At 31.6% G+C, this 22,662-nt stretch carries 26 protein-coding genes and 1 pseudogene; all 27 read left to right on the top strand.

Annotated elements, in window-relative coordinates; genetic code table 11:
* Positions 1-2: 2 nt before the first annotated feature.
* Positions 3-1,061, top strand: coding sequence for a putative lipid II flippase FtsW (gene ftsW / locus BSV1_RS02690; RefSeq protein ID WP_008882686.1), 1,059 nt, complete (start codon positions 3-5; stop codon positions 1,059-1,061).
* Between the two features lie 35 nt (positions 1,062-1,096).
* On the top strand, positions 1,097-1,840 hold the full coding sequence (locus BSV1_RS02685) for a cell division protein FtsQ/DivIB (protein WP_008882677.1): 744 nt from the start codon (positions 1,097-1,099) through the stop codon (positions 1,838-1,840).
* The gene (ftsA, locus tag BSV1_RS02680) at positions 1,840-3,081 is read left to right on the top strand and encodes a cell division protein FtsA (protein ID WP_008882742.1); all 1,242 of its coding nucleotides are present in this window, start codon (positions 1,840-1,842) and stop codon (positions 3,079-3,081) included. Before BSV1_RS02685 ends, ftsA begins: the two co-directional genes overlap by 1 nt.
* A gap of 21 nt (positions 3,082-3,102) precedes the next feature.
* Positions 3,103-4,302, top strand: coding sequence for a cell division protein FtsZ (gene ftsZ / locus BSV1_RS02675; RefSeq protein ID WP_008882824.1), 1,200 nt, complete (start codon positions 3,103-3,105; stop codon positions 4,300-4,302).
* On the top strand, positions 4,303-4,995 hold the full coding sequence (locus tag BSV1_RS02670) for a tetratricopeptide repeat protein (protein WP_039949516.1): 693 nt from the start codon (positions 4,303-4,305) through the stop codon (positions 4,993-4,995). It begins immediately after the preceding gene.
* A 9-nt stretch (positions 4,996-5,004) separates the two neighbouring features.
* Positions 5,005-5,949, top strand: a complete 945-nt coding sequence (dprA, locus tag BSV1_RS02665; protein WP_008882422.1) for a DNA-processing protein DprA — start codon at positions 5,005-5,007, stop codon at positions 5,947-5,949.
* An 8-nt stretch (positions 5,950-5,957) separates the two neighbouring features.
* Positions 5,958-6,506 carry an ATP-dependent protease subunit HslV gene (gene hslV / locus BSV1_RS02660; RefSeq protein ID WP_002556895.1) on the top strand — a complete coding sequence of 183 codons (549 nt, stop codon included), beginning with the start codon at positions 5,958-5,960 and terminating at the stop codon, positions 6,504-6,506.
* Positions 6,499-7,845, top strand: a complete 1,347-nt coding sequence (gene hslU / locus BSV1_RS02655) for an ATP-dependent protease ATPase subunit HslU (protein WP_008882528.1) — start codon at positions 6,499-6,501, stop codon at positions 7,843-7,845. The genes hslV and hslU overlap by 8 nt, the downstream gene beginning before the upstream one ends.
* 33 nt (positions 7,846-7,878) lie before the next feature.
* Complete coding sequence (gene flgB / locus BSV1_RS02650; RefSeq protein WP_008882632.1) at positions 7,879-8,286, top strand: flagellar basal body rod protein FlgB; 408 nt, start codon at positions 7,879-7,881, stop codon at positions 8,284-8,286.
* Positions 8,287-8,309: 23 nt separating this feature from the next.
* Entirely contained in the window at positions 8,310-8,768 is a 459-nt protein-coding gene (gene flgC / locus BSV1_RS02645) for a flagellar basal body rod protein FlgC (protein WP_008882630.1), read from the top strand.
* 11 nt (positions 8,769-8,779) lie between these two features.
* Positions 8,780-9,115 (top strand): flagellar hook-basal body complex protein FliE, encoded by a 336-nt coding sequence (gene fliE, locus BSV1_RS02640; RefSeq protein ID WP_002660553.1) that lies wholly within the window; start codon positions 8,780-8,782, stop codon positions 9,113-9,115.
* A 14-nt stretch (positions 9,116-9,129) separates the two neighbouring features.
* Positions 9,130-10,839 carry a flagellar basal-body MS-ring/collar protein FliF gene (gene fliF, locus BSV1_RS02635; RefSeq protein WP_008882741.1) on the top strand — a complete coding sequence of 570 codons (1,710 nt, stop codon included), beginning with the start codon at positions 9,130-9,132 and terminating at the stop codon, positions 10,837-10,839.
* A gap of 15 nt (positions 10,840-10,854) precedes the next feature.
* Complete coding sequence (gene fliG / locus BSV1_RS02630) at positions 10,855-11,889, top strand: flagellar motor switch protein FliG (RefSeq protein ID WP_002556889.1); 1,035 nt, start codon at positions 10,855-10,857, stop codon at positions 11,887-11,889.
* 14 nt (positions 11,890-11,903) lie between these two features.
* A complete protein-coding gene (gene fliH / locus BSV1_RS02625) occupies positions 11,904-12,824 on the top strand; it encodes a flagellar assembly protein FliH (RefSeq protein ID WP_008882601.1) in 921 nt (306 codons plus the stop codon).
* A gap of 18 nt (positions 12,825-12,842) precedes the next feature.
* A complete protein-coding gene (gene fliI / locus BSV1_RS02620) occupies positions 12,843-14,153 on the top strand; it encodes a flagellar protein export ATPase FliI (RefSeq protein ID WP_008882772.1) in 1,311 nt (436 codons plus the stop codon).
* Positions 14,150-14,581 (top strand): flagellar protein FlbA, encoded by a 432-nt coding sequence (locus tag BSV1_RS02615; RefSeq protein WP_008882444.1) that lies wholly within the window; start codon positions 14,150-14,152, stop codon positions 14,579-14,581. Before fliI ends, BSV1_RS02615 begins: the two co-directional genes overlap by 4 nt.
* Entirely contained in the window at positions 14,574-15,191 is a 618-nt protein-coding gene (locus BSV1_RS02610) for a periplasmic-type flagellar collar protein FlbB (RefSeq protein WP_008882637.1), read from the top strand. Before BSV1_RS02615 ends, BSV1_RS02610 begins: the two co-directional genes overlap by 8 nt.
* Positions 15,192-15,198: 7 nt before the next feature.
* Positions 15,199-16,377, top strand: coding sequence for a flagellar hook-length control protein FliK (locus BSV1_RS02605; protein WP_008882346.1), 1,179 nt, complete (start codon positions 15,199-15,201; stop codon positions 16,375-16,377).
* Positions 16,378-16,390: 13 nt separating this feature from the next.
* Positions 16,391-16,834 (top strand): flagellar hook assembly protein FlgD, encoded by a 444-nt coding sequence (gene flgD, locus BSV1_RS02600; RefSeq protein WP_008882406.1) that lies wholly within the window; start codon positions 16,391-16,393, stop codon positions 16,832-16,834.
* 4 nt (positions 16,835-16,838) lie between these two features.
* Positions 16,839-18,167 carry a flagellar hook protein FlgE gene (flgE, locus tag BSV1_RS02595; RefSeq protein WP_008882453.1) on the top strand — a complete coding sequence of 443 codons (1,329 nt, stop codon included), beginning with the start codon at positions 16,839-16,841 and terminating at the stop codon, positions 18,165-18,167.
* 21 nt (positions 18,168-18,188) lie between these two features.
* A complete protein-coding gene (locus tag BSV1_RS02590) occupies positions 18,189-18,413 on the top strand; it encodes a flagellar FlbD family protein (RefSeq protein ID WP_008882750.1) in 225 nt (74 codons plus the stop codon).
* Complete coding sequence (locus tag BSV1_RS02585; protein WP_002556880.1) at positions 18,410-19,192, top strand: motility protein A; 783 nt, start codon at positions 18,410-18,412, stop codon at positions 19,190-19,192. Before BSV1_RS02590 ends, BSV1_RS02585 begins: the two co-directional genes overlap by 4 nt.
* Positions 19,192-19,974: a flagellar motor protein MotB gene (motB, locus tag BSV1_RS02580; RefSeq protein WP_008882645.1), complete on the top strand. Its 783-nt coding sequence runs from the start codon at positions 19,192-19,194 to the stop codon at positions 19,972-19,974. The genes BSV1_RS02585 and motB overlap by 1 nt, the downstream gene beginning before the upstream one ends.
* Positions 19,975-20,022: 48 nt before the next feature.
* On the top strand, positions 20,023-20,559 hold the full coding sequence (gene fliL / locus BSV1_RS02575) for a flagellar basal body-associated protein FliL (protein WP_002656257.1): 537 nt from the start codon (positions 20,023-20,025) through the stop codon (positions 20,557-20,559).
* 37 nt (positions 20,560-20,596) lie between these two features.
* Positions 20,597-21,655 carry a flagellar motor switch protein FliM gene (gene fliM / locus BSV1_RS02570; RefSeq protein ID WP_002656446.1) on the top strand — a complete coding sequence of 353 codons (1,059 nt, stop codon included), beginning with the start codon at positions 20,597-20,599 and terminating at the stop codon, positions 21,653-21,655.
* Positions 21,656-21,700: 45 nt separating this feature from the next.
* Complete coding sequence (gene fliN, locus BSV1_RS02565) at positions 21,701-22,042, top strand: flagellar motor switch protein FliN (protein ID WP_002556876.1); 342 nt, start codon at positions 21,701-21,703, stop codon at positions 22,040-22,042.
* Positions 22,035-22,656: pseudogene (locus BSV1_RS02560) on the top strand (flagella biosynthesis regulatory protein FliZ). Before fliN ends, BSV1_RS02560 begins: the two are co-directional and overlap by 8 nt.
* Positions 22,657-22,662 lie beyond the last annotated feature (6 nt).

The raw sequence follows: 22,662 nt of genomic DNA, 5'->3' as shown, positions 1-22,662 counted from the left end.
ATTTGCTTGTTTTGCTGCTATTAGTAGCCTATGGCCTTGTAGTTTTTTATACTTCTTCCTTTTTCCTAAGCTTAGAATTGACAGGTAATCCAAATTTTTTATTTTTCACAAGACTTAATTATCTTTTTTTAAGTTTTATAGTTTTTCTTGTTTTTGAAAGGATTTCTTTAAATTTTTTAAAAAAATCAATATTTCCTGTATTGATTATAACTCTTTTTTTAATTATGGCAACTTTTTTATCTCCAAGTATTTCTGGAGCAAAGAGATGGATATTCTTTCAAGGTGTTAGCATTCAACCTTCTGAGATTTTTAAAATATCTTTTACTATTTATCTTTCAGCTTATTTGAGTAAGTTTGACCCAAGAAAAAACAATGGTATTGCATACTGGATAAAGCCAATGTTAATTTTTGCAATTTTTTGGGTGTTAATAATTTTGCAAAACGATTATTCAACAGCTATTTATTTTGCCATTCTTTTTTTTATTGTTTTGTTTGTTTCTAATATGGCATTTAGCTATGTTTTTGCTATTGTGGTTACTTTTTTACCAGTTTCTGCTATATTCTTGATGCTTGAACCTTATAGGGTTTCTAGAATTTTTGCCTTTCTCAATCCTTACGATGATCCTTCTGGCAAAGGTTACCAGATAATAGCATCTCTTAATGCTTTAAAAAGTGGGGGAATTTTAGGTAAAGGGCTTGGAATGGGAGAGGTAAAACTTGGAAAATTACCAGAGGCTAATTCGGATTTTATTTTTTCAGTTCTTGGAGAAGAATTAGGATTTTTGGGTGTTTTGTTTGCCATAAGCTTGTTTTTTTTGTTTTTTTACTTTGGTTATTTTATAGCTATTCATTCTAATAGTAGGTTTAAATTTTTTATTGCATTTATTTCAAGTCTTGCAATTTTTCTTCAAAGCATGATGAATATTTTAATTGCAATCGGTCTTTTGCCTCCCACAGGGATAAATTTACCATTTTTTTCATCTGGGGGATCTTCTATTATTGTTACCATGGCACTGTCTGGCCTTATTTCAAATGTTTCAAAAAATTTAAGTAATAATTGATTGGATTTTTTTAGTAGTGTAAATTGAGTTAGGTTATGATTTTTGAGAGAAAATTTTTAATTAAGTATATATATTTCTTGACGTCTTTAATTTTTTTTGAAATAATAATTATCATTTTTGCATCTCCTTATTTTTTGATTAGGTATATTAGTATCAATAATGATATTTCTCTTTCTAAAGAGGATATAATCAAGATTTCAGGAATCAAGCCCAATACGTATTATCATAATGCTAATGTTAGAATATATGAGGAGAATCTTAAAAAAGATTTAAGGGTAAAGGATGTTAAAGTTGATCTTAAGTTTCCCAATAAAATTAATATTAAAATAGAAAAAAGAATACCGATTGCTGTTGCTTTAGAAAACGCAAATGGTAATATTACTTATTATTGTATTGCATCAGATGGTGTAATTTTGGAAAAGAGTAAGCATTTAATTTATGATTTACCCGTAATTAGCGGATTAGTTTTAAATGACAACAATGTAGGAGATTTTCTAGAGGATAGAATGCTTAATATTGTAAGAGGCCTTGATTATCTTAAAATAAATCAAAAATATTTGTATAATTTAATATCAGAGGTCAATTTTTTAAAATTGAATTTCTATGATTATAATGTAATTTTGTATATTAAAAGTATATATAATAAAATATTGATAACAGTTGATATGAATTTAATGGATGTGATGCATAAAGTGTTTCTTGCGGTTAATTTACTTAAAGGAAAACCCGGCGTTATAGATTTAAGAAGCGGTGATATCATTTTGTTAGGAGAAAGTTAGTGTCTAGGAATTTGATAGTAGGTTTAGATGTTGGAACTTCAAAAATTTGTACTGTTGTTGCCGAGGTAAATTTAAATGATCAATTAGAAATAGTTGGAATAGGCACTAGTATATCAAGAGGAGTTAGGAAGGGAGTTTTAATAAATATTGAGGCGGCTCTTGATTCAATATCTAATTCTATTGAGGCTGCAGAGCTCATCTCAGGATGTGACATTACATCACTTTCAGTTTCTATGTCTGGAAGCAGTGTTGAGGGGACTAATTCACGTGGTGTTGTTGCAATAAATTCAAAAACAAGAGAGATTAACGAAGAAGATGTTGAAAGGGTGATTGAAGCAGCAAAGGCAATTGTTATTCCAATGGATAGAGAAATTCTTCATGTTATTCCTCAAGAATTTATTGTAGATGGAATACCTCATATAAAAAATCCAATAGACATGATGGGTATTCGTCTTGAAGGAGAGGTGCACATTATTACGGGCTCTAGTTCTTCTAGTCAGAATTTAGTCAGATGCGTAAATCGAGCTGGCTTTGCTGTTGATGAGGTTGTTCTTGGAAGCCTAGCTTCATCTTATGCAACTCTTTCCAAAGAAGAGCGTGAGATGGGAGTTTTATTTATTGATATGGGCAAAGGGACAACGGATATTATTCTTTATGTTGATGGATCTCCTTATTATACGGGTGTAATTCCCATTGGTGTTAATAGAGTGACTCTTGATATTGCGCAAGTTTGGAAGGTTCCTGAGGATGTTGCTGAAAATATTAAAATAACAGCTGGTATTGCTCATCCGTCTATTCTTGAGAGTCAAATGGAAACTGTAATTATTCCAAATCTTGGAACTCGACCTCCTCAAGAGAAAAGTAGGAAAGAGTTGTCTGTAATAATTAATTCAAGACTGAGAGAAATTTTTGAAATGATGAAAGCGGAAATACTTAAGCGCGGACTTTATAATAAAATTAATGGTGGAATAGTTTTAACAGGTGGAGGAGCTTTATTCCCAGGCATTTCTAATTTAATAGAAGAAGTATTTAATTATCCTGCAAGAATAGGTTTACCAATGAGTATTAATGGAATTGGAGAAGAGCATATAGATCCCAAGTTTTCTTCAGCTCTTGGTCTTGTTCTTTATAAGCATGAGCAACAAAAATTCAATAAATTAAAGAAGGTAAGCAGTAAAGTTAAAAGAAAAAATAAAATATCTTCAAAGTTGAAAGGTTGGTTTTTGAAAGAATGGTTTTGACCAATCATGGAGGAAGCGTTAATGAAAGATTATAATATGATTGATAGCCATACAAGAAGATTTGATTCTACTACAAATCCTACAATTCTTAAGGTGATTGGTGCGGGCGGAGGAGGTAGTAATGCTGTTAATCGTATGATTGAATATGGAGTAAGAGATGTTGAATTTATTGTGGCTAATACTGATCTTCAGGCTCTCCAAACCTCTATTGCTCCCATAAAAATTGCCCTTGGAGCAAAAGTTACAGCAGGGCTTGGTGCTGGGGGAAAGCCTGAGATTGGGCAAGCTGCAGCAGAGGAGGACATAGATGTTATACGCAACCATCTTTCTGGTGCCGATATGGTGTTTATTACTGCTGGTATGGGGGGCGGGACAGGAACCGGAGCAGCTCCAGTTATTGCGCAAGTTGCAAAAGAGCTTGGTATTTTAACAGTTGGAGTTGTAACAAAGCCTTTTAAGTTTGAAGGTCCTAAGAAGTTGAGACTTGCTGAGCAGGGAATAAATAACTTAAGAAAGTCTGTAGATACATTGATTATTATTCCAAATCAAAAGCTTTTAACTGTTGTTGACAAAAGAACCACCATTAAAGATGCTTTTAAGCGTGCAGACGATGTTCTTAGAATGGGCGTTCAAGGCATTGCAGGGCTTATTATTGAGCATGGAGAGGTTAATATTGATTTTGCCGATGTTAAAAGCATTATGCAAGGTCAAGGCGATGCTTTAATGGGAATAGGATATGGCAAGGGCGAAAACAGAGCTGTTGATGCTGCAACTTCTGCTATTAGTAATCCATTACTTGAGGAAGTTCGTATTGAAGGGTCTAAGGGGCTTCTTGTTAATGTTACTGGCGGAGATGATTTTTCATTGCTTGAACTTGAAGAGATTATGGGGATAATCACAGTTAGTGTTGATGATGAGGCTACTGTAATATATGGGCATGCTATTAATTCGAATCTTGAAGATGAAATTTACGTTACAGTTGTTGCTACAGGTTTTGCATCTAAAAAGCAAAAAGAAATATCTAGCGCCCCAGAAAATAATACTTTAAGTTCCAAAGAGTTTGATACTTTAATGTCAGGCAATCAAAATGCTCCTTCTGGATCTTATGAGCAACAAGATTCTTCTTTTTCGGCAAAGTCCAAAAATGTTAATTATTTTGATGATGACATTGATGTTCCAACATTTCTTAGAAATTTAAATAAAAAAAGTAGCGATGATTAGGTGAAAATTTTGTGGTTAATAATTCTTGTTAATTTATTTTTATCTTGTGGTAATGAATCTAAAGAAAAATCAAATCTTGGGCTTAGATTAAGAGATTTGGAAATTTCAGGTGGTGGATCTGAATCTAAGATTGAAGTTTATAAAGAATTTATTGAAAAAGAAGATAAAAATATTTTAAAGATAGTTAATTCCATTGATAAGAAAGCCAGATTTTTTAATTTAATTGGTCTTGAATTTTTTAAGCTTGGTCAGTACGGACCTGCTATTGAATATTTTGCTAAAAATTTAGAAATCAATCCCAATAATTATTTATCTCATTTTTATATAGGTGTTGCTTCTTATAATTTAGCTAAAAATTTAAGAGTAAAAGATGAAGTTGAAAAATACATAATTCTTGCTGAAAATTCTTTTTTAAAATCACTTTCAATTAGAGATGATTTTAAAGATTCTCTTTTTGCCATTTCTAATATGTACGTATATGATCTTGATAAACAACTTGAAGCTAAAAATTATTTAAATAAACTTGGCGATATGGGTGAGGACTATTTTGAGTTTTTAATGTTAAGAGGTGCAAATTATTATTCGCTGGGCGATCTTGGTAATGCTATATTGTTTTATGATAAAGCTAGTAAAAAGGCTTCAACTGAAGAGCAAAAAGAAGGTGTTTCTAGGATCATGAGTAATTTGAAGTAATTATTTATGATGAAATTGCTTTATATTGATAATTTGAAATTTTTAAAAGGCAAAGAAAAATTAAAACTTTTTAATAATTTTGATTTTAATAATGTTATTAAATTGACCCAGAAGGACATTGAGTCTTATTTTCTAAAGTCATTTAGAAGATTGTTTAGGTTGCCCGATCTAAAATTAGTAGAATTGCAAGAAAAAGTTATTCAAAGGACCAAGGCCAAAGTTGCTATTCTGGGGTCTAAGTTTTATCCTAATAAGCTTAAAAGAATTTATGACCCTCCTTTTGCTATTTACTACAAGGGCAATTTACCAGATTGTTCTTTATTGTCTTGGGCTGTTGTTGGTTCTAGAAAAATTAGTAAAACTCTTGCTGAGAGAACAAGGGAATTTTCTTCACATCTTGCAAAAAATGGTGTAGAGATTATTTCTGGATTTGCAATTGGGGCAGATATTGAGGCTCATATAGCGGCAATAAATGAGAATAAGAGAACATTTGCTGTTATTCCAACAGATATTGATAATATTTATCCTAAGCAAAATCGAAAATATGTTTTCAAGCTTTTAGAACAAGGTGGAGGAATAATTACTGAGACTTTGCCATTTGATAAAATTCAAAATTATTTTTTTGCCAAAAGAAATAGATTGGTCTCAGGCTTGTCTGATGCTATTTTTATAACATATGCGCCCTTGAAATCAGGAGCTTTAATTACAGCTGAGCTTGGTCTTGACTTAGGACTTGATGTTTATGTTTATGATTTAGATTTTTGTGGTGATGGAGCTGTAAAATTGCATGATTTTGGTGCGCAAGAAATAAAAACCGTTAAGGATCTTTATGCTTTATTAAATATTAAATATGTAGATTCCAATAATATTGAAGATGATTCTAAAGAGTGTTGTGATTGTAAAAATGTATCTGATGTTCTTATTGGGGAACTTTTAAAAGAGGTATATAAATAGGGGGTAATATGAGCTTTAAAGGAACCACAGTTATTGCAATAAAAAAAAATGGTAAGACTGTGGTGGCAGCAGATGGACAAGTAACTTTTGGACATACTGTTTTAAAGAGTAATGCTATTAAAATACGAAAATTGCTTAATGGGAAAATTTTGGCAGGATTTGCAGGTTCAACATCTGATGCAATTACTCTTTTTGAAAAATTTGAAGAAAAAATCAAAGCAAAAGGCGATGGTTTGATTGACATTAAAAGGGCGGCTGTTGACCTTGCAAAAGATTGGCGTTCTGACAAAATACTTCATAAGCTTGAGGCTATGATGCTTGTTGCTGATTCTAACAATATTCTTTTGATTTCTGGTACTGGTGATGTTGTTGAGCCTGAAGAGGATGTTATTTCAATTGGCAGTGGTGGCAATTATGCATATTCAGCAGCTCTTGCTTACATGGAGAACAAAAAATTAAGTGCTTTTGAGGTTGCGCTTAGATCTTTAAAAATAGCAGCAAGAGTGTGTATATATACTAATTCTAATATTGTGCTTGAGGAGATTGAAAATGAATAAATTAGAAGAGCACTATATAGTTCCCAAAGATGTAGTTGCAGAACTTGATAAATATGTAATAGGTCAAGACGAGGCTAAAAAATTAGTATCAATTGCCCTTGTTAATAGATATATAAGGTCTAGGCTTCCAAAAGAAATAAAAGATGAGGTAATGCCTAAAAACATTATTATGATTGGATCAACTGGCATTGGGAAGACTGAGATTGCAAGAAGACTTTCTAAATTAATTAAAGCTCCTTTTATTAAAGTTGAGGCTACAAAATATACTGAGGTTGGTTATGTTGGTCGTGATGTTGAATCTATGGTTAGAGATTTAATGGGCATTGCAGTTAATATGGTAAAAGAAGAGATGTATAGTACTGTAAGAGATGATGCTTTAGTAAGAACAGAGGAGAGAATAGTTGATAGTCTTTTTAAGGGATCTAGTAATTCTGAGAATATGGATCCAAATGAAATAAAGGCGGAAGAAAAGGTAAAAGAGAAGCTTAGAAAAAAGCTTAGAGCAGGTGAGCTTGATGATACTACTATTGAAATACAAATTTCTAGTAAAATGCCATTTTCTACAATAGAAATATTTACGGGTGGTAATTTTGAAGAGATTGATATGGGAATTGGCGGTTTGCTGGGCAATATATTTGATAGAAAAAAGAAAAGAGAATTGAAGATTAAAAAAGCAAAGGAAATAATATTGGCAGAAGAGCTTGAGAAATTGGTCGATCACGAAAACATTTCAGATATTGCAAAATCTAAAGTTGAAAATATGGGAATTATTTTTATTGATGAGATCGATAAAATAGCTGCTAAGAATAGGAGTGGCAATGATGTGTCCAGAGAAGGTGTTCAAAGAGATATTTTGCCAATTATTGAAGGTTCTAAAGTTAATACAAAATATGGAATAGTTGATACTTCTCATATTTTATTTATTGCAGCAGGAGCATTTAATTTAGCCAAACCCTCTGATTTAATACCCGAGCTTCAAGGAAGATTTCCTATTAAGGTTGAACTTAAGAGTTTAAGCATAGACGATTTGAAAAAAATTTTAAAACAAACAAAAAATTCTTTAATAAAACAATATGTTGCGATGTTTAAGGTTTATGATTTAGATTTAAAGTTTAGTGAGGAGGCTATAGATAGAATTGCAGAGCTTACTTTTAATATGAATCTTGAGAGTGAAAATCTTGGTGCCAGAAGACTTCATGGTGTTATGGAAATAGTGCTTGCAGATCTTTTTTTTGAAGTGCCCGGCAGTAAGTTGAAAAAATTTGAAATAAACTTGGACTATGTTAATAAAAAAATACAAATTAACGAACAAAAAGATTTGAATTATTATATAATTTAGTTAAAAGCAATTTTAAATGAGGGAGGTTTCAATTTGAATGATTTTGAAAGATCTGTAGATTTTTCACATAGGTATTTAGATGTTTTGAGTTTAAGGCAAAGCGTTATTTCTGACAATATAGCAAATGTAGATACTCCAAATTTTAAAAGAAGCAAAATTTCTTTTGAATCAGAGCTTGAAAAGGCTTTTTTAAATGAAGATAAAAATAATTTAAACTTAATTAAATCTAGTGATAAGCACCTGTCTGGGTTTAAAAATCTAAAGTATTCAGATGTCAAGCCTCACAGAGTTCTTGACCATTTTTCAACTATGAATAATAATGGCAATAATGTTGATATTGATTCTGAGGTTAAGGCACTTGTGCAAAACCAAATGATGTATCATCTTATGACTAATGTTCAGGCGCATTATTTTAAAAGTATAAATATTGTATTAAAATAAATTAATATCTTAAGGAATGTAAAATGGGATTGTTTTCAAGCATTAATGTAGCTTCAACGGGATTAGCAGCACAAAGGTTAAGGATTGATGTTATTTCTAATAACATTGCAAATGTTTCCACTTCTAGAACTCCTGATGGTGGACCTTATAGAAGGCAAAGGATTATTTTTGCACCAAGGGTTAATAATCCTTATTGGAAAGGGCCTTTTATTCCGGATTATCTTGATAATGGCATTGGTCAAGGAGTTAGGGTTGCTAGCATTGAAAAAGATAAATCTCCATTAAAGTTAAAATATGATCCAACTCATCCTGATTCAATAAGTTCTGGAGATAAAAAAGGTTATGTGGAGCTTCCCAATGTTAATTTAGTTGAAGAAATGGTAGATATGATTTCAGCTTCTCGTGCTTATGAGGCAAATTCTACTGTCATCAATAGTAGTAAGTCTATGTTTAGAAGTGCGTTAGCTATACTTCAAGGCTAAAGGAGAGATCATTGGTGAGAACAGATGCTTTTTTTACAGAAAATAATATTAATTTGGTTAAAAAAAATCCTTTGCATTTTGATGTGAATCTTTTTAGTTCTAAAAGTAATGCCAAAGACAATGATATTAAAACTTTTAAGGATGTTTTAATAAATTCGATTACTGATGTCAACAAAAGCCAATTAAATGTTTCTAAGGTTACAGAACAAGCTATTCTTAAGCCTAGTAGCATTGATGTTCATGATGTTGTAATAGCGATGTCTAAGGCGAATATGAATTTAAGCATTTTAAAGGCCGTTGTTGAGAGAGGTGTGAAGGCTTATCAAGATATAATCAATATTCGTTAAGGAGCCATAAGATTTTGAGCAAATTTTTTACTAATTTTTTTGTTTCAGCAAAAGGAATCTTCAAAAAAGCTAGTACGGTTCAGAAAATAGCCTTAGGATTGATTATTTTTTTTGTGATTCTTGCGCTTGTTTTTTTAATAGGGTTTTCTACTAAAAGTCAAAGCATTGCTCTTTTTGGGGTTGAAATTAAAGATCAATATCTCTTAGATAGGATATCGCAAAGACTTGATAGAGAAAATGTTAAGTATTTTTTGAGTTCTGATGGAAGAATTTATTTAGATGATGAAAAGCTTGCAAAAAAAATGAGAGCAATTCTTGTTAGAGAAGAGCTTGTGCCCGTTCATATGGATCCATGGGCTTTGTTTGATATTGATAGGTGGACTATTACTGATTTTGAAAGAAGCATTAATCTTAGAAGATCTATTACAAGAGCGGTTGAACAGCATATTGTAGCTTTAGATGATGTTGATGCTGTTAGTGTGAATCTTGTTATGCCCGAGAAAGCTCTTTTTAAAGAGTCTCAAGAGCCTGTTAAGGCATCTGTTAGAATTACCCCAAGGCCCGGTTCTGATATTATTACCAATAGAAAAAAAGTTGAAGGACTTGTTAAACTTATTCAGTATGCCATTGAAGGTCTTGAATCTGACAATATTGCTATTGTTGATAATAGGGGAACTATTTTAAATGATTTTTCTAATTTAGATGGGATAGATAGAATAGACTTAGCAGAAAAAGAGCGTAAGTTAAAGCTTAAGTATGAAGCTATGCTTAGGGGTGAAATCGATTCTGCATTAAGTAAGGTTTTGTCTGTTGATAGATTTATGATAGCAAGAGTAAATGTAAAGCTTGATACTTCAAAAGAAACTACAGAGTCTAAAGAGTATGCCCCTATTGAGCTTCAATCTCAAGATCCAAAAGCTTCTTATAACACTAGGAAAGTAAGCGATTCAACTATTATATCTTCTCAGACTCAAAAAAAAGAATATCAGGGTCAGGGATATAGCCCCTGGGGACCTCCTGGGCAGGAAGGCAATACTCCTCCTGAATATCAGGATTTAAGTGATATTACTGGTAAATATAATGAGTCTCAAGAGATCAAAAATGTTGCTTTGAATGAAAAAAAATCTACAAGCGAAAAAGAGCCCGCTAGGATTGTAGGTGTTTCTCTTGGTATTTTCGTAGATGGTATTTGGAATTTTGTGTACGATGAGAAGGGAGATTTCGTAATAGAAAATGGAATGAGAAAAAGAGAATATAAGCCTATGGCATTAGAAGAAATAAAAAATATTGAAGATGTTTTGCAAAGTTCTTTTGAATATAAGCCAGAAAGAGGCGATTCAATAACGGTTAGAAATATATCTTTTGATCGTATGAATGAATTTAGAGAAATAGATGAAAATTATTTTGCAAGTGAAAGGTTTAAATATTTCTTATTTATTGCAAGTATAGTATTTTCATTATTAATTTTAGTATTTACGATATTTTTTGCTATTTCTAGAGAACTTGAGAGACGAAGACGTCTTAGAGAAGAGGAATTAGCAAAGCAAGCACACTTGAGACGTCAACAAGCCTTAATGGATGGTGGTGACGATATTGGCGTTGACGATGTTGTTGGTGGGATTAGAGAAGGCGATGAGCTTCAAAGCAATGCTGAGCTTTTAGCCAGAGAAAAGCCAGAAGATGTTGCTAAGCTTATAAGAACATGGCTTTTGAAAAACGCGTAAAAGGTAGTAATTGATATGGAAGAAAAAAAAGAAAAGGAGATTCTGGATGTTTCTGCTTTAACAGGCAAGCAAAAGGCTGCTATTTTGTTGGTTTCAATAGGTTCTGAAATCTCTTCTAAAGTGTTTAAGTATCTTTCTCAAGAAGAGATAGAGTCTTTGACATTTGAGATAGCAAAGCTTGAGACAATTACTTCTGAGCTTAAAGATAATGTTCTTTTAGAGTTTAAAGAATTAATGATGGCTCAAGAATTTATTCAAAAAGGTGGAATTGATTATGCAAGAGAGCTTCTTGAAAAATCTCTTGGGACTCAAAAAGCAGTTGATATTATTAATAATTTGGGTTCTGCTTTACAGTCTAGACCCTTTGAATTTGTAAGAAGAGCAGATCCTGCGAATATTTTAAACTTTATTCAGCAAGAACATCCCCAAACAATTGCTTTAATTCTTTCATATCTTGATCCTCAAAAGGCTTCTTTTATTCTCTCTAGTTTGCCCACAGAGGTACAAACCAATGTTGCAAGAAGAATTGCATTAATGGATAGAACTTCTCCTGAGGTTGTAAGAGAGGTTGAGAGAGTTCTTGAAAAAAAACTAGCTTCTCTTTCTTCAGAAGATTATACATCAGCAGGGGGAGTTGACAATGTTGTTGAGATAATTAATATGGCTGATAGAAAAACGGAGAAGTTTATTATTGAATCTCTTGAAGAAGAAGATCCAGAGCTTGCAGAAGAGATTAAGAAGAAAATGTTTGTGTTTGAGGATATAGTTTTGCTTGATGACAGATCTATACAAAGAGTTTTAAGAGAAATAGATGGTCAAGAGTTAGCAAAAGCTTTAAAATCTGTAGATATTCCTGTCCAAGAAAAAATTTTCAAAAACATGTCAAAAAGAGCGGCTTCAATGCTTAAGGAAGACATGGAATTTTTGGGACCTACTAGGCGAAAAGATGTTGAGGAATCTCAGCAAAAAATTGTTTCTCTTATTAGAAAATTAGAAGAACAGGGAGAAATAGTTATTTCAAGGGGTGGTGAAGAAGATGTGCTTGTCTGATAAAGGAGTTTTGTTTGCCTAAGGTTTTATATAAATCATCAGAAGTTGATAATTTAGTAAAGTTTGAGTTTGTTGAGATAGCAAAGCCTGTTTTTGAATCTTTGGAAATCAAGGAGAAGGAAGGCAAGGTTTACGACATAGAAAGTCAAATCTCCAATCTTAAAGAAGAGTTGCAGCTTTTAAAAGATGAAAAATTACGACTTGAGGAAGAGCTTGCTAAAAGGCAAGAACTTGCCAAAGAGGAAGTTCAAATTGAATCTAAGCGGCTTATTGAAGAGGCTAAGGCAAAGGCCAATGAAGTATTAGAAGCAGCCAAACAAGAAGCAGATCTTTTACAAAAGGAAGCTATTTACAAGAAAGAATCTATTGAGACTGAATCTAATGCCGAGATTGAAAGATTAGCAAGAGAGTATGAAGAAAAATTAAAAACAGATCTTGAGATAGCAACAGCTAAAGGCAGGGAAGAGGGATATAGCAAAGGTTATGAAAGTGGTTTTGAAGATTTTGACAAAGTTATGAGAAAATTACATGCTATAATAGCATCTCTGATTGCTGAAAGGAAAGGTATTCTTGAATCTTCGAGTGGCCAGATAGTAAGTCTTGTTATGCAAATTGCAATTAAGGTTATTAAGAGGATTACAGATTCTCAAAAAGATATTGTTTTGGAAAATGTTAATGAGATTTTGAAAAGGGTAAAAGATAAAACACAGATTACCATTCGTGTAAATCTTGATGATTTAGATATTGTTAGACATAAAAAGAGTGATTTTATTTCTAGATTTGATATTATAGAAAATTTAGAGATCATAGAAGATCCCAACATAGGCAAAGGCGGTTGTATAATTGAAACTAATTTTGGAGAGATTGATGCGCGCATTTCTTCTCAACTTGATAAAATAGAGGAAAAGTTTAAAAATTTTTCGTTATTAAGTTAAGTATCTAAAGGAATTTTAGTGAGCAATTTTTTTGAAAATTATTTAAGACAAGTAGATGATATTGAAACTGTTTCTTTTGTTGGCAGGGTGCAAAAAATAAAAGGTCTTTTAGTTGAGAGTTTAGGGCCTCAGTGTGCTATTGGAGATTTGTGTTTAATTGATCAAAGAAATGGTAAAAAGGTGTGCGCAGAGGTTTTAGGATTTAATGGTCCTTATGTTAGCCTTATGGCCTATGAAGGATTTAGCGGGATTGAAGTTGGAAATAAAGTTTATTCTTTAAACAAAGGGCTAGAAATAAATCTTAGTGATGAGCTTTTGGGAAGAGTTATTGATTCTCTTGGCAGACCCATTGATAATAAAGGGTCATTTTTGAACAATAGTTATAAAGAGTTAATTTTTGAAAAAATTAATCCAATTAATAGAAGTATTTTTGAAGATCAAATATTAACGGGAGTTAAAGTTCTTGATGGGTTTTTGCCAGTTGCAAAAGGACAAAGAGTTGGTATTTTTTCTGGTTCTGGTGTTGGTAAATCTACTTTGCTTGGCATGATTGCAAAAAATTCAAATGCAGATGTAAACGTTATTGCTTTTATTGGGGAAAGGGGCCGAGAGCTTAATGAGTTTATTGAACATGAGCTTGGTGAAGAGCGTTTAAAAAAAAGTGTTTTAGTTGTTTCAACTTCTGATGAATCTCCCATTTCAAGGTATAAGGGAGCTTATGTTGCTACCATGATAGCAGAATACTTTAGGGAGCAAGGCAAAGATGTGGCTTTGCTTTTTGATTCTATTACCAGGTTTGCAAATGCTAAAAGAGAGATGTCTCTTTCTTTAGGAGAGCCTCCGGTAGCTAAAGGTTATCCGCCTTCTGTTTTTGTTGAAATTCCAATTTTGCTTGAGAGATCGGGCTTTAATGGTAATGGGGGAAGTGTTACTGGGTTTTATACTGTTCTTGTTGAGGGGGATGATTTTACAGAGCCTGTAGCCGATAATATTAAAGCTGTTTTGGATGGTCATATTATTTTAGACAGAGATTTGTTTGACAGGGGAATTTATCCTTCAATAAATGTTTTAAGTTCAACTTCAAGATCTATTCATAGAATAATGAGCCTAGAAAAACAAAAATTAATAATGAAAGCCAGAAATTTATTGTCTATTTATAAAGATTATGAAGATCTTATTAGAACAGGAATTTATCTCAAAGGATCCAATAAGGATGTTGATTTTGCAATTTCCAAGTATCCTAAGATTATTGATTTTATTTCTCAAGGAATAAACGAAACATTTGATTTTGAAAATTTAGAAGATGAAATAAAGGAAATATTATCTTGAATGATTTAAACTTTAGAAAGCAAAAGCTTAATAGAATATTGACGATTAGAACCTACTTTAGAAAGCTAAGCGAGAGAGACTTAATGAATATAAATAAGAAAATTTCAAAAATAAATCAGTCTTCAGATGGAATTCCTAATATTTTAAAAAACTTGAATGGTTTTGATGATCTTTACATAAGAGGTTATATAGACTGTTTAAATTATAAAAAAACCCAAAATTTTAAAATTCTTGAAGAGCTTAGAAAGCAGTATAACAAATGTTATGATATTTATGTAGATAAATATAGGCAAGAAAAAAAGATTAAGATATTAATAAAAAATTTAAATAATTCTATAATTAAAAATAGAGAAAAAAAGGAAAGCTTGCTGCTAGATGAGCATGTAAATTATAAAGTTTGTCAAAATCTAAGGAATGAAAGTGAATAATTTTTTATCGTTCTTTTTTAGGGCATTTTTTTTGTTATTTTTAATTGTTATTTTATTTTTCTTTGTATTATTCTTTATTGATTTTATTGGAATGTATAATACTAAAAGATATTTTCCCGAATTTGTAAGAACCAAGTTGTTAGGAGAAACTTCTCTGGTCTTTGATCATAATTCTAATATAATTCTTGATGAAGCTAGACTTGTTAAGGAAAGAGAAGCTATTGATATTAAGAATCAGCAGATTGAAAAGCTTAAAGAAGATCTAAAGTTAAAAGAAGACAGCTTAAATAAGCTTGAATTTGAGCTTAAACAAAAGCAGAAAGATTTAGATTTAAAACAAAAAGTAATAGATGATATTATAAATAAATATAATGATGAGGAAGCAAATATTTTGCAAACAGCTGTATATTTAATGAATATGCCTCCAGAAGATGCTGTTAAGCGGCTTGAGGATTTAAATCCCGAGCTTGCAATATCTTATATGCGGAAAATTGAAGAGCTTTCCAAAAAAGAAGGTCGTTTATCAATTGTTCCCTATTGGTTGTCTCTTATGGATTCTAAAAAAGCTGCTATGTTGATTAGAAAAATGTCTGTTAGTTCATTGGAGTAGTGTGTATATGAATAATTTATTAAATTTAAGTAAAGCTTATGGGAATAAATTAAATCTCCTAAATACAATTAAGGGGTTAAATTTAAATGTTTCTAAGGTGGAATCTAAAGGGAATGCGAGCTCTTTTTTAAATGTTATGTCTTCTGAATCTAAAAAATTAGCTAAAGCAAAATTTATGATATTTGATTTTTTAAATTTTTTTAAAGACAATGGACTTATTGCTAAAAATTTAAAAAAATCACCTTTAAATAAATCCTTTTTTTTAAAAAAACTTGAAAATGAAGATTTTGTTTCCGATTTGAAATCCTTAATTGCTAGAATGAATGTATTTTTAGATTTTAAAGGTTTAAATAGCATTAAAGAAGATTTATCATCCAATTTTGATTTTTTAGGTAAAGAAAAATTTTTTGAAAAAATCGAAAAACTTTGTTTAGCTTTTAATGATTTGAGTTCTTTTTTGGGTTTCGATTTTTTAACTGCTTTGATTGATGATCATTATAATCAGATAAGCTTGAATGATAAAAAGGAAGAAAAGAATGTTATTAACATTGATGTAAAAAACTTCAAAAAGAATAATAGTGATCATAATGATTTTGTTTTTTCAAAGTTTAGCTTAAATGCAATTGATGGTCAAAATTTTGTTGATAGGTATAAAGTTAAAGAAATATCAAACGATTCTTTAAAAGGCTTTGTTGAAGAATTTGCTAATTATAATATAAAAAGCTCCAAAGATGTTGGAGGCTTTGATTTTGTCAGCAGTTTAAAGCCAGAGTGGAATCTTAAGATTAATAAAAATATTGTGGATAAAGCTAAAGTTGTGTTAAAATCGAATAATACAGGAGAGATTAAGTTGGTTTTAAAGCCCAAAGAGCTTGGTAGTATACGAATTAATTTAAACCTTGATTCAAATAATAATTTATTGGGAAAGATTGTAGTGGATAATCAAAATGTTAAAATGCTTTTTGACCAAAATATGCATTCATTAAATAAAATGCTTGGTGAGAGTGGTTTTAATGCCAGCTTAAATCTTTTTCTTGCAGGTGAGAATTTAAATTCTTTTACTGGAGATTTTAAAGATGACCCTAAGGATCAAAATTTTCATTTTGGTTATAATAAATTTTTTCAAATTGAAGAAGAAGTTGAATTTTCTTACGATGTAGATAAAAATGTTAATTTAATTGTTTAGAGGGTGGAGCTAAATGAATAAAATGAACGGTGTTGAAAATGTTTTTAATTTAAATATTAGTAATAAAGTTAAAAAAAAACCAGATTTTAATGTTGACAATATATCTAATAAGGTTAATCTTGGCAAGGATGATTTTTTAAAGTTACTCATTACTCAACTTAGGTATCAAGACCCTACAAATCCAATGAAGGATAAAGAATTTATTGCACAAATGGCGCAATTTTCGGCTCTTGAGCAAATGGCTAATATGAGTAGATCGTTTGAAAAACTTTCATCTTCTTTAGAAATAAGAAAAGATTTGGATTTATTAGGCAAAGTAATTAAATTTCAGCATGGTGATGGGGAGATTGTTGAAGGTCGTGTCACAAACATTAAGACAGGCGCAATACCTCAAGTTATGGTTAATGGTAATTATTATGTATATAAAAACATATTATCGGTAGGTTTGGAGGAATAATTATATGATGAGGTCTTTATATTCTGGTGTTTCTGGGCTTCAGAATCATCAAACAAGAATGGATGTTGTTGGTAACAATATCGCCAATGTAAATACAATTGGCTTTAAAAAGGGAAGAGTAAATTTTCAAGATATGATATCGCAATCTATTTCTGGAGCTTCTCGCCCTACTGATGCTCGTGGTGGGACTAATCCCAAGCAAGTTGGATTAGGCATGAATGTTGCCTCAATTGACACTATTCACACTCAAGGAGCTTTTCAAAGCACCCAAAAAGCATCTGATCTTGGGGTTAGCGGCAACGGATTTTTTATTTTAAAAGAAGGTAAAAATTTGTTTTATACAAGAGCCGGCGCTTTTGATGTGGACTCTGATCGACATCTTGTAAATCCTGCAAATGGAATGCGAATTCAAGGTTGGATGGCAAGAGATTTAGAAGGTAAAAAGGTTATAAATACAGCTTCTGATATTGAGGATCTGATTATTCCGATTGGAGATAAAGAGGGAGCAAGGTCTACCAAAAATGTTACTTTTGCTTGTAATCTTGATAAGAGATTGCCCTTAATTCAAGAAGGTGCAAGTCCTGCAGATATTGCACGTGGAACTTGGGTTGTCAATAAATCATTGTATGACAGTTTTGGAAATGTTAGTGTTCTTGAGCTTAGAGTTGTAAAAGATCTAAATACGCCTAATTTATGGAATGCAACAGTGTTAATAAATGGTGAGCAAAATTCAAATTTTACACTTGGGTTTGACAATGAAGGAGCATTAGCGTCTTTAAATGGTCAACCAGGCCAAAAAGGAGATATTCTTCAAATTCCTATAACATTTAATGTTTTGGGCGCAAATGTAGGTGAAGCTGGTGAGCAGCAAACTGTAAATTTAAAATTGGGAACAGTTGGAAGCTACACCGATTCAGTTACTCAGTTTGCTGATTCTAGTAGTACAAAGGCCATTATTCAAGATGGATATGGCATGGGATATATGGAAAATTATGAAATTGATCAAAATGGTGTTATAGTTGGCATTTATTCAAATGGCATAAGACGAGAACTTGGCAAGATTGCTCTTGCTTCTTTTATGAATCCCGGAGGACTTGCAAAATCAGGGGATACTAATTTTGTAGAAACAAGCAATTCAGGTCAAGTTAGAATAGGCGAAACTGGACTTGCTGGACTTGGTGATATTAGATCTGGTGTTTTAGAAATGGCTAATGTTGATCTTGCAGAGCAGTTTACAGACATGATAGTGACCCAAAGAGGATTTCAGGCAAATGCCAAAACCATTACCACTTCTGATCAATTATTACAAGAACTTGTAAGATTGAAAAATTAATCTAAGATTGTTTTTTAGTATATGATTTTTGTAACTAAGCTTAATGGTGATGGATATTATTTAAATCCTTATCATATTGAAAGTATTGAGGCTAATCCTGATACTACAATTCTTCTTATGAATGGTAAGAAGTTAATTGTTAGAGAAAAAGTTGAAGAGGTGATCAGTAGGATTAAGTTGTATAGGAAAGAAGTTGCTTCTTTAGAAAAAATTTTAGGAGAAGGAAATGGGGGCGTTGAATTATGAATTTAGCTAGTATAATTGGGTGGGGAGTTGGATTTGGAGCTATTTTAATTTCTATGGCATTTACTCCTACAGGACTTGGTGTTTTTTGGGATTTAAGCTCTGTTTTTATTACTGTTGTTGGATCTTTTTCTGCTCTTATGGCTTCTTCAGAAGTTGTTGCTGTAAAAAAAATTCCAACGTATTTGGGATTTTTCTTTAGAAGAAATTCATATGCTAAGGTTTCTATTATAAAAATATTAGTAGAGCTTTCTGAAAAGGCTAGAAAAGAAGGTCTTTTATCTCTTGATGATGAGCTTGAACAAATTAATGATCCATTTTTTAAGTCAGGAATGAGGCTTGTTGTTGATGGTGCAGATCCTGAGGTAATTAGAACTATGCTTTATTTAGAGCTTGATCAAATGCAAGAAAGGCATAAGGTTGGTTCAGATCTTTTTAAAACTTGGGCAAAGCTTGCTCCAGCTTTTGGTATGACGGGTACTCTTATTGGGCTTGTAGCTCTTCTTGGCAATCTAGAGGATAAATCTGCGCTTGGTTCTTCTATGGCTGTTGCTCTTATTACAACTCTTTATGGAACTATAATGGCAAATTTAATGTTTACTCCTGTTCAACTTAAGTTGGAAAAAATTGATACTGAAGAGGCTGCAGTAAAGACAATGATAATTGAGGGTGTTTTATCAATTCAGTCTGGAGATAATCCTAGAATTTTAGAGCAAAAATTAATGACGTTTTTAACCCCCAAAGATCGAAGTCAGCTTAATAGCAGTATTGGTGGTGAATAATGGCTTTGCGAATTAAGAAACCTTCAAAATGTGATGAAGGGTCTCCAGATTATATGTTGACTTATGGAGACATGGTTACTTTGCTGCTGGTGTTTTTTGTTACAATGTTTTCATTAAATGATATTATTTTTCAAGAAAATGTGATAAGAATAATGTCTGCTTCTTTCACGGGTGCGGGATTTTTCAAGGGCGGTAAAACTTTAGATTTTAGTAAATTATCTTATTTGAGTAATAGTTTTATGTCTTTACCTTCTACTGTGCGCAATAAACAAGCATCTCAGACTGCTAAAAATAAATCTATGATTGAATTTATTGAGAAGATTCAGTCTAAAAATATTGTAGTTAGGCAAGAAGAAAGAGGTATTGTAATATCTCTTGCAGCAGATGCATTTTTTGATTCTGCTAGTGCAGATGTTAAGCTTGAAGAGAATAGAGATTCTATTCAAAAAATAGCATCTTTTATTGGCTTTTTAAGTCCTAGAGGCTATAATTTTAAAATAGAAGGGCATACAGATAATATTGATACTGATATAAATGGACCTTGGAAAAGCAATTGGGAACTTTCGGTTGCTAGATCTGTTAATATGCTGGAGCATATTTTGAACTATTTAGATCAATCTGATGTTAAAAGAATTGAAAATAGTTTTGAAGTATCTGGTTTTGGTGGAAGTAGGCCTATTGCAACAGACGATACCCCTGAGGGTAGGGCTTATAATAGAAGAATTGATATATTAATTACTACAGATGCATCTTTAAGTTTCCCTAAGGAAATTAAGCAGTAAGTAATTCTTTTTAACTTTAAAAAAGAAATTAATGGGAGGAATTTTATTATGCCTAATAAAGACGATGACAATTTAGATATGGGGGATTCCAATGTTAGTAGAAAAGGCGGTTTATTGCCTGATATTATAATAAAAATTTTACAAATACTTGCAATAGGAATATTTACTGTTGCAATAATGATAATTGTTTCTTATTTTGTGTCTAAAATGGTGGTAAGTCAAAGTGGAGCTCCTAGTGATTTTCCAGTTTTTTCTAATGAATACTTAGGAAAGCCACCTATGCTTATATGGTATGAAAGTATAGATGAGATTAGAGGTAACACCTTAGATGTTCCTCCAAAAACTTTTGTTGTAAAGCTTGCTTTAGGGTATGCAGAGAATAATGTTAATATTCTTAATGAGCTTGGAAGACAGAAGGTGCGCTTAAAAGACATTATTAGAGAATATTTTAGCCAAAGAACTGGTCAAGAAATAAAGAATGAAAGTCAAATAAAAGCAGAAATTAAGGCAAGAATTAATAGCATTCTTAGAAATGGAGAAATAAAAGAAATAGCATTAACCCAAATTGATATTTTTGATATGTAATAAATTTAAAAGAATTTTAAATTTAAAGGAATTTTAAATGGCAAACAATCCAGGAGCTTTATCTCAAGATGATATAGATAGTCTTTTAGAGTCTATTAACTCGTCTGAAAGTTTATCCTTAGACGAATCTCTTTCTAATGTTATCTCTAGCCCTACAGGCAAAAAGCAGAAAGTTAAGGTTTATGACTTTAAAAGGCCAGATAAATTTTCAAAAGAGCAGGTTAGAACAGTTTCAAGTTTTCATGAGGCATTTGCCAGGTATACTACAACTTCACTTTCTGCTCTTTTAAGAAAAATGGTTCATGTTCACGTAGCCTCAGTTGATCAATTAACCTATGAAGAGTTTATTAGGTCAATACCCAACCCCACAACTTTAGCAATAATAAATATGGACCCTCTTAAAGGATCTGCTATTTTTGAAGTTGATCCAACAATAGCATTTGCTATTGTAGATAGGCTTTTTGGGGGTGATGGAGATACGATTAAAGATAAAAGTAGAGATTTAACAGAAATTGAGCAGTCTGTTATGGAAAGTGTTATTATTCGTATACTTGCTAATATGAGAGAGGCTTGGTCTCAAGTGGTTGATTTAAGACCAAGATTTGGTCATATTGAGGTCAATCCACAGTTTGCTCAAATAGTTCCCCCCACAGAAATGATTATTTTAGTAACTCTTGAGGTTAAAATAGGAAAAGTAGAAGGGCTTATGAATTTTTGTTTACCGTATATTACCATAGAGCCTATTGTTTCAAAATTATCAACAAGATATTGGCATTCTTTGATTGGGGTTGGAACTACTAGCGAGAATCTTGATGCTTTGCGTGAAAAGTTGGAAAATACAGCGATGCCTTTGGTAGCAGAAATAGGGGAAGTTAAACTTAAAGTAAGAGAAATTTTATCGCTTGACAAAGGTGATGTTTTAAATCTTGAATCTTCTCTAATAAATAAAGATTTAACTTTGAAAGTTGGCACCAAAGAAAAGTTTAAATGTAGAATGGGTTTAATGGGAAATAAAGTTTCAGTGCAAATTACAGAAAAAATTGGAGATATAAAAGGTTTTGATTTATTAAAAGAGCTTACAGAAGAGGTTGAGTGATAGTTATTTTATTTATTAAAACTTAAATTATTAAGAGGTTGAATTATGAGCGTAGATGAAAAAAGTGATAATGGAGAAAAGCCAGAAATAAAGGGGGTTAAGCTTCCCGATTTAATTGATACTTTACCAGAGGGGGTTGATCCTAGTAATTTTGGGCTTTTAATGGATGTTTCTATGCAGCTTACTGTAGAACTTGGAAGAACAGAGCGCAAGATAAAAGACATACTTGGCATGTCTGAAGGGACTATTATTACTCTTGACAAACTTGCCGGTGAGCCTGTGGATATTTTAGTAAACGGTAAAATAGTTGCCAAGGGAGAAGTAGTTGTAATTGATGAAAATTTTGGAGTTAGAATTACTGAGATAATTAAAACTAAAAATGAATAATAAATTTTTATTTTTAGTTTTTTTAGCGTTTTTTAATGTTTTTACATATGCTAATTCACAAGAGCAGGTAAATTCAGCATCTACCGATTTAGGAAATGAATCTAACTTGCCAATCTTTGAAGAGGATAAGGCAAATTTTGCTAACAATGATAGTACTCAGCCAGTTTCTCTTTTCAATATTTCGGATTTGCTTAAGATAGTTTTATTTTTACTTATTGCTTTTTTTATCTTTTTCTTATTAAAGAAGTTAATTTTTTATTCAAAAAAAGCAAATATGAACAAAATTCTAATTTAATTAAGAGCTTGTTTTTACGAGATAGATGTTAAAACTCAATAGAATCATAAACATATTAGAGAATGTTTATATATTTTTAGTTTCTAGTAATTCTTTTACTTTACTCAAAGAGATTAAATCGGAAGAAGAGTTGGAAGATTTAAAACTTAGGCTTAGCAAAATTAATGATTCTGTCAAGAAAGATTCTTTCCAGTCAATCTTTAAGAAAATGTTGCTCAAAAAAGAAGAGATTCCTTTTTCTGGGAATGATTATGTTAAACTTGAGGAGAAAATTGAGACTTCACTTAAGGATAAACAAGATAGATTAAAAAAATTTTAGAGGGTT

Source organism: [Borrelia] finlandensis (assembly GCF_000181875.2).
GTDB lineage: Bacteria > Spirochaetota > Spirochaetia > Borreliales > Borreliaceae > Borreliella > Borreliella finlandensis.
The sequence above is the reverse complement of the archived record's forward strand: the minus strand, read 5'-3'. Positions and strand labels throughout refer to the sequence as shown.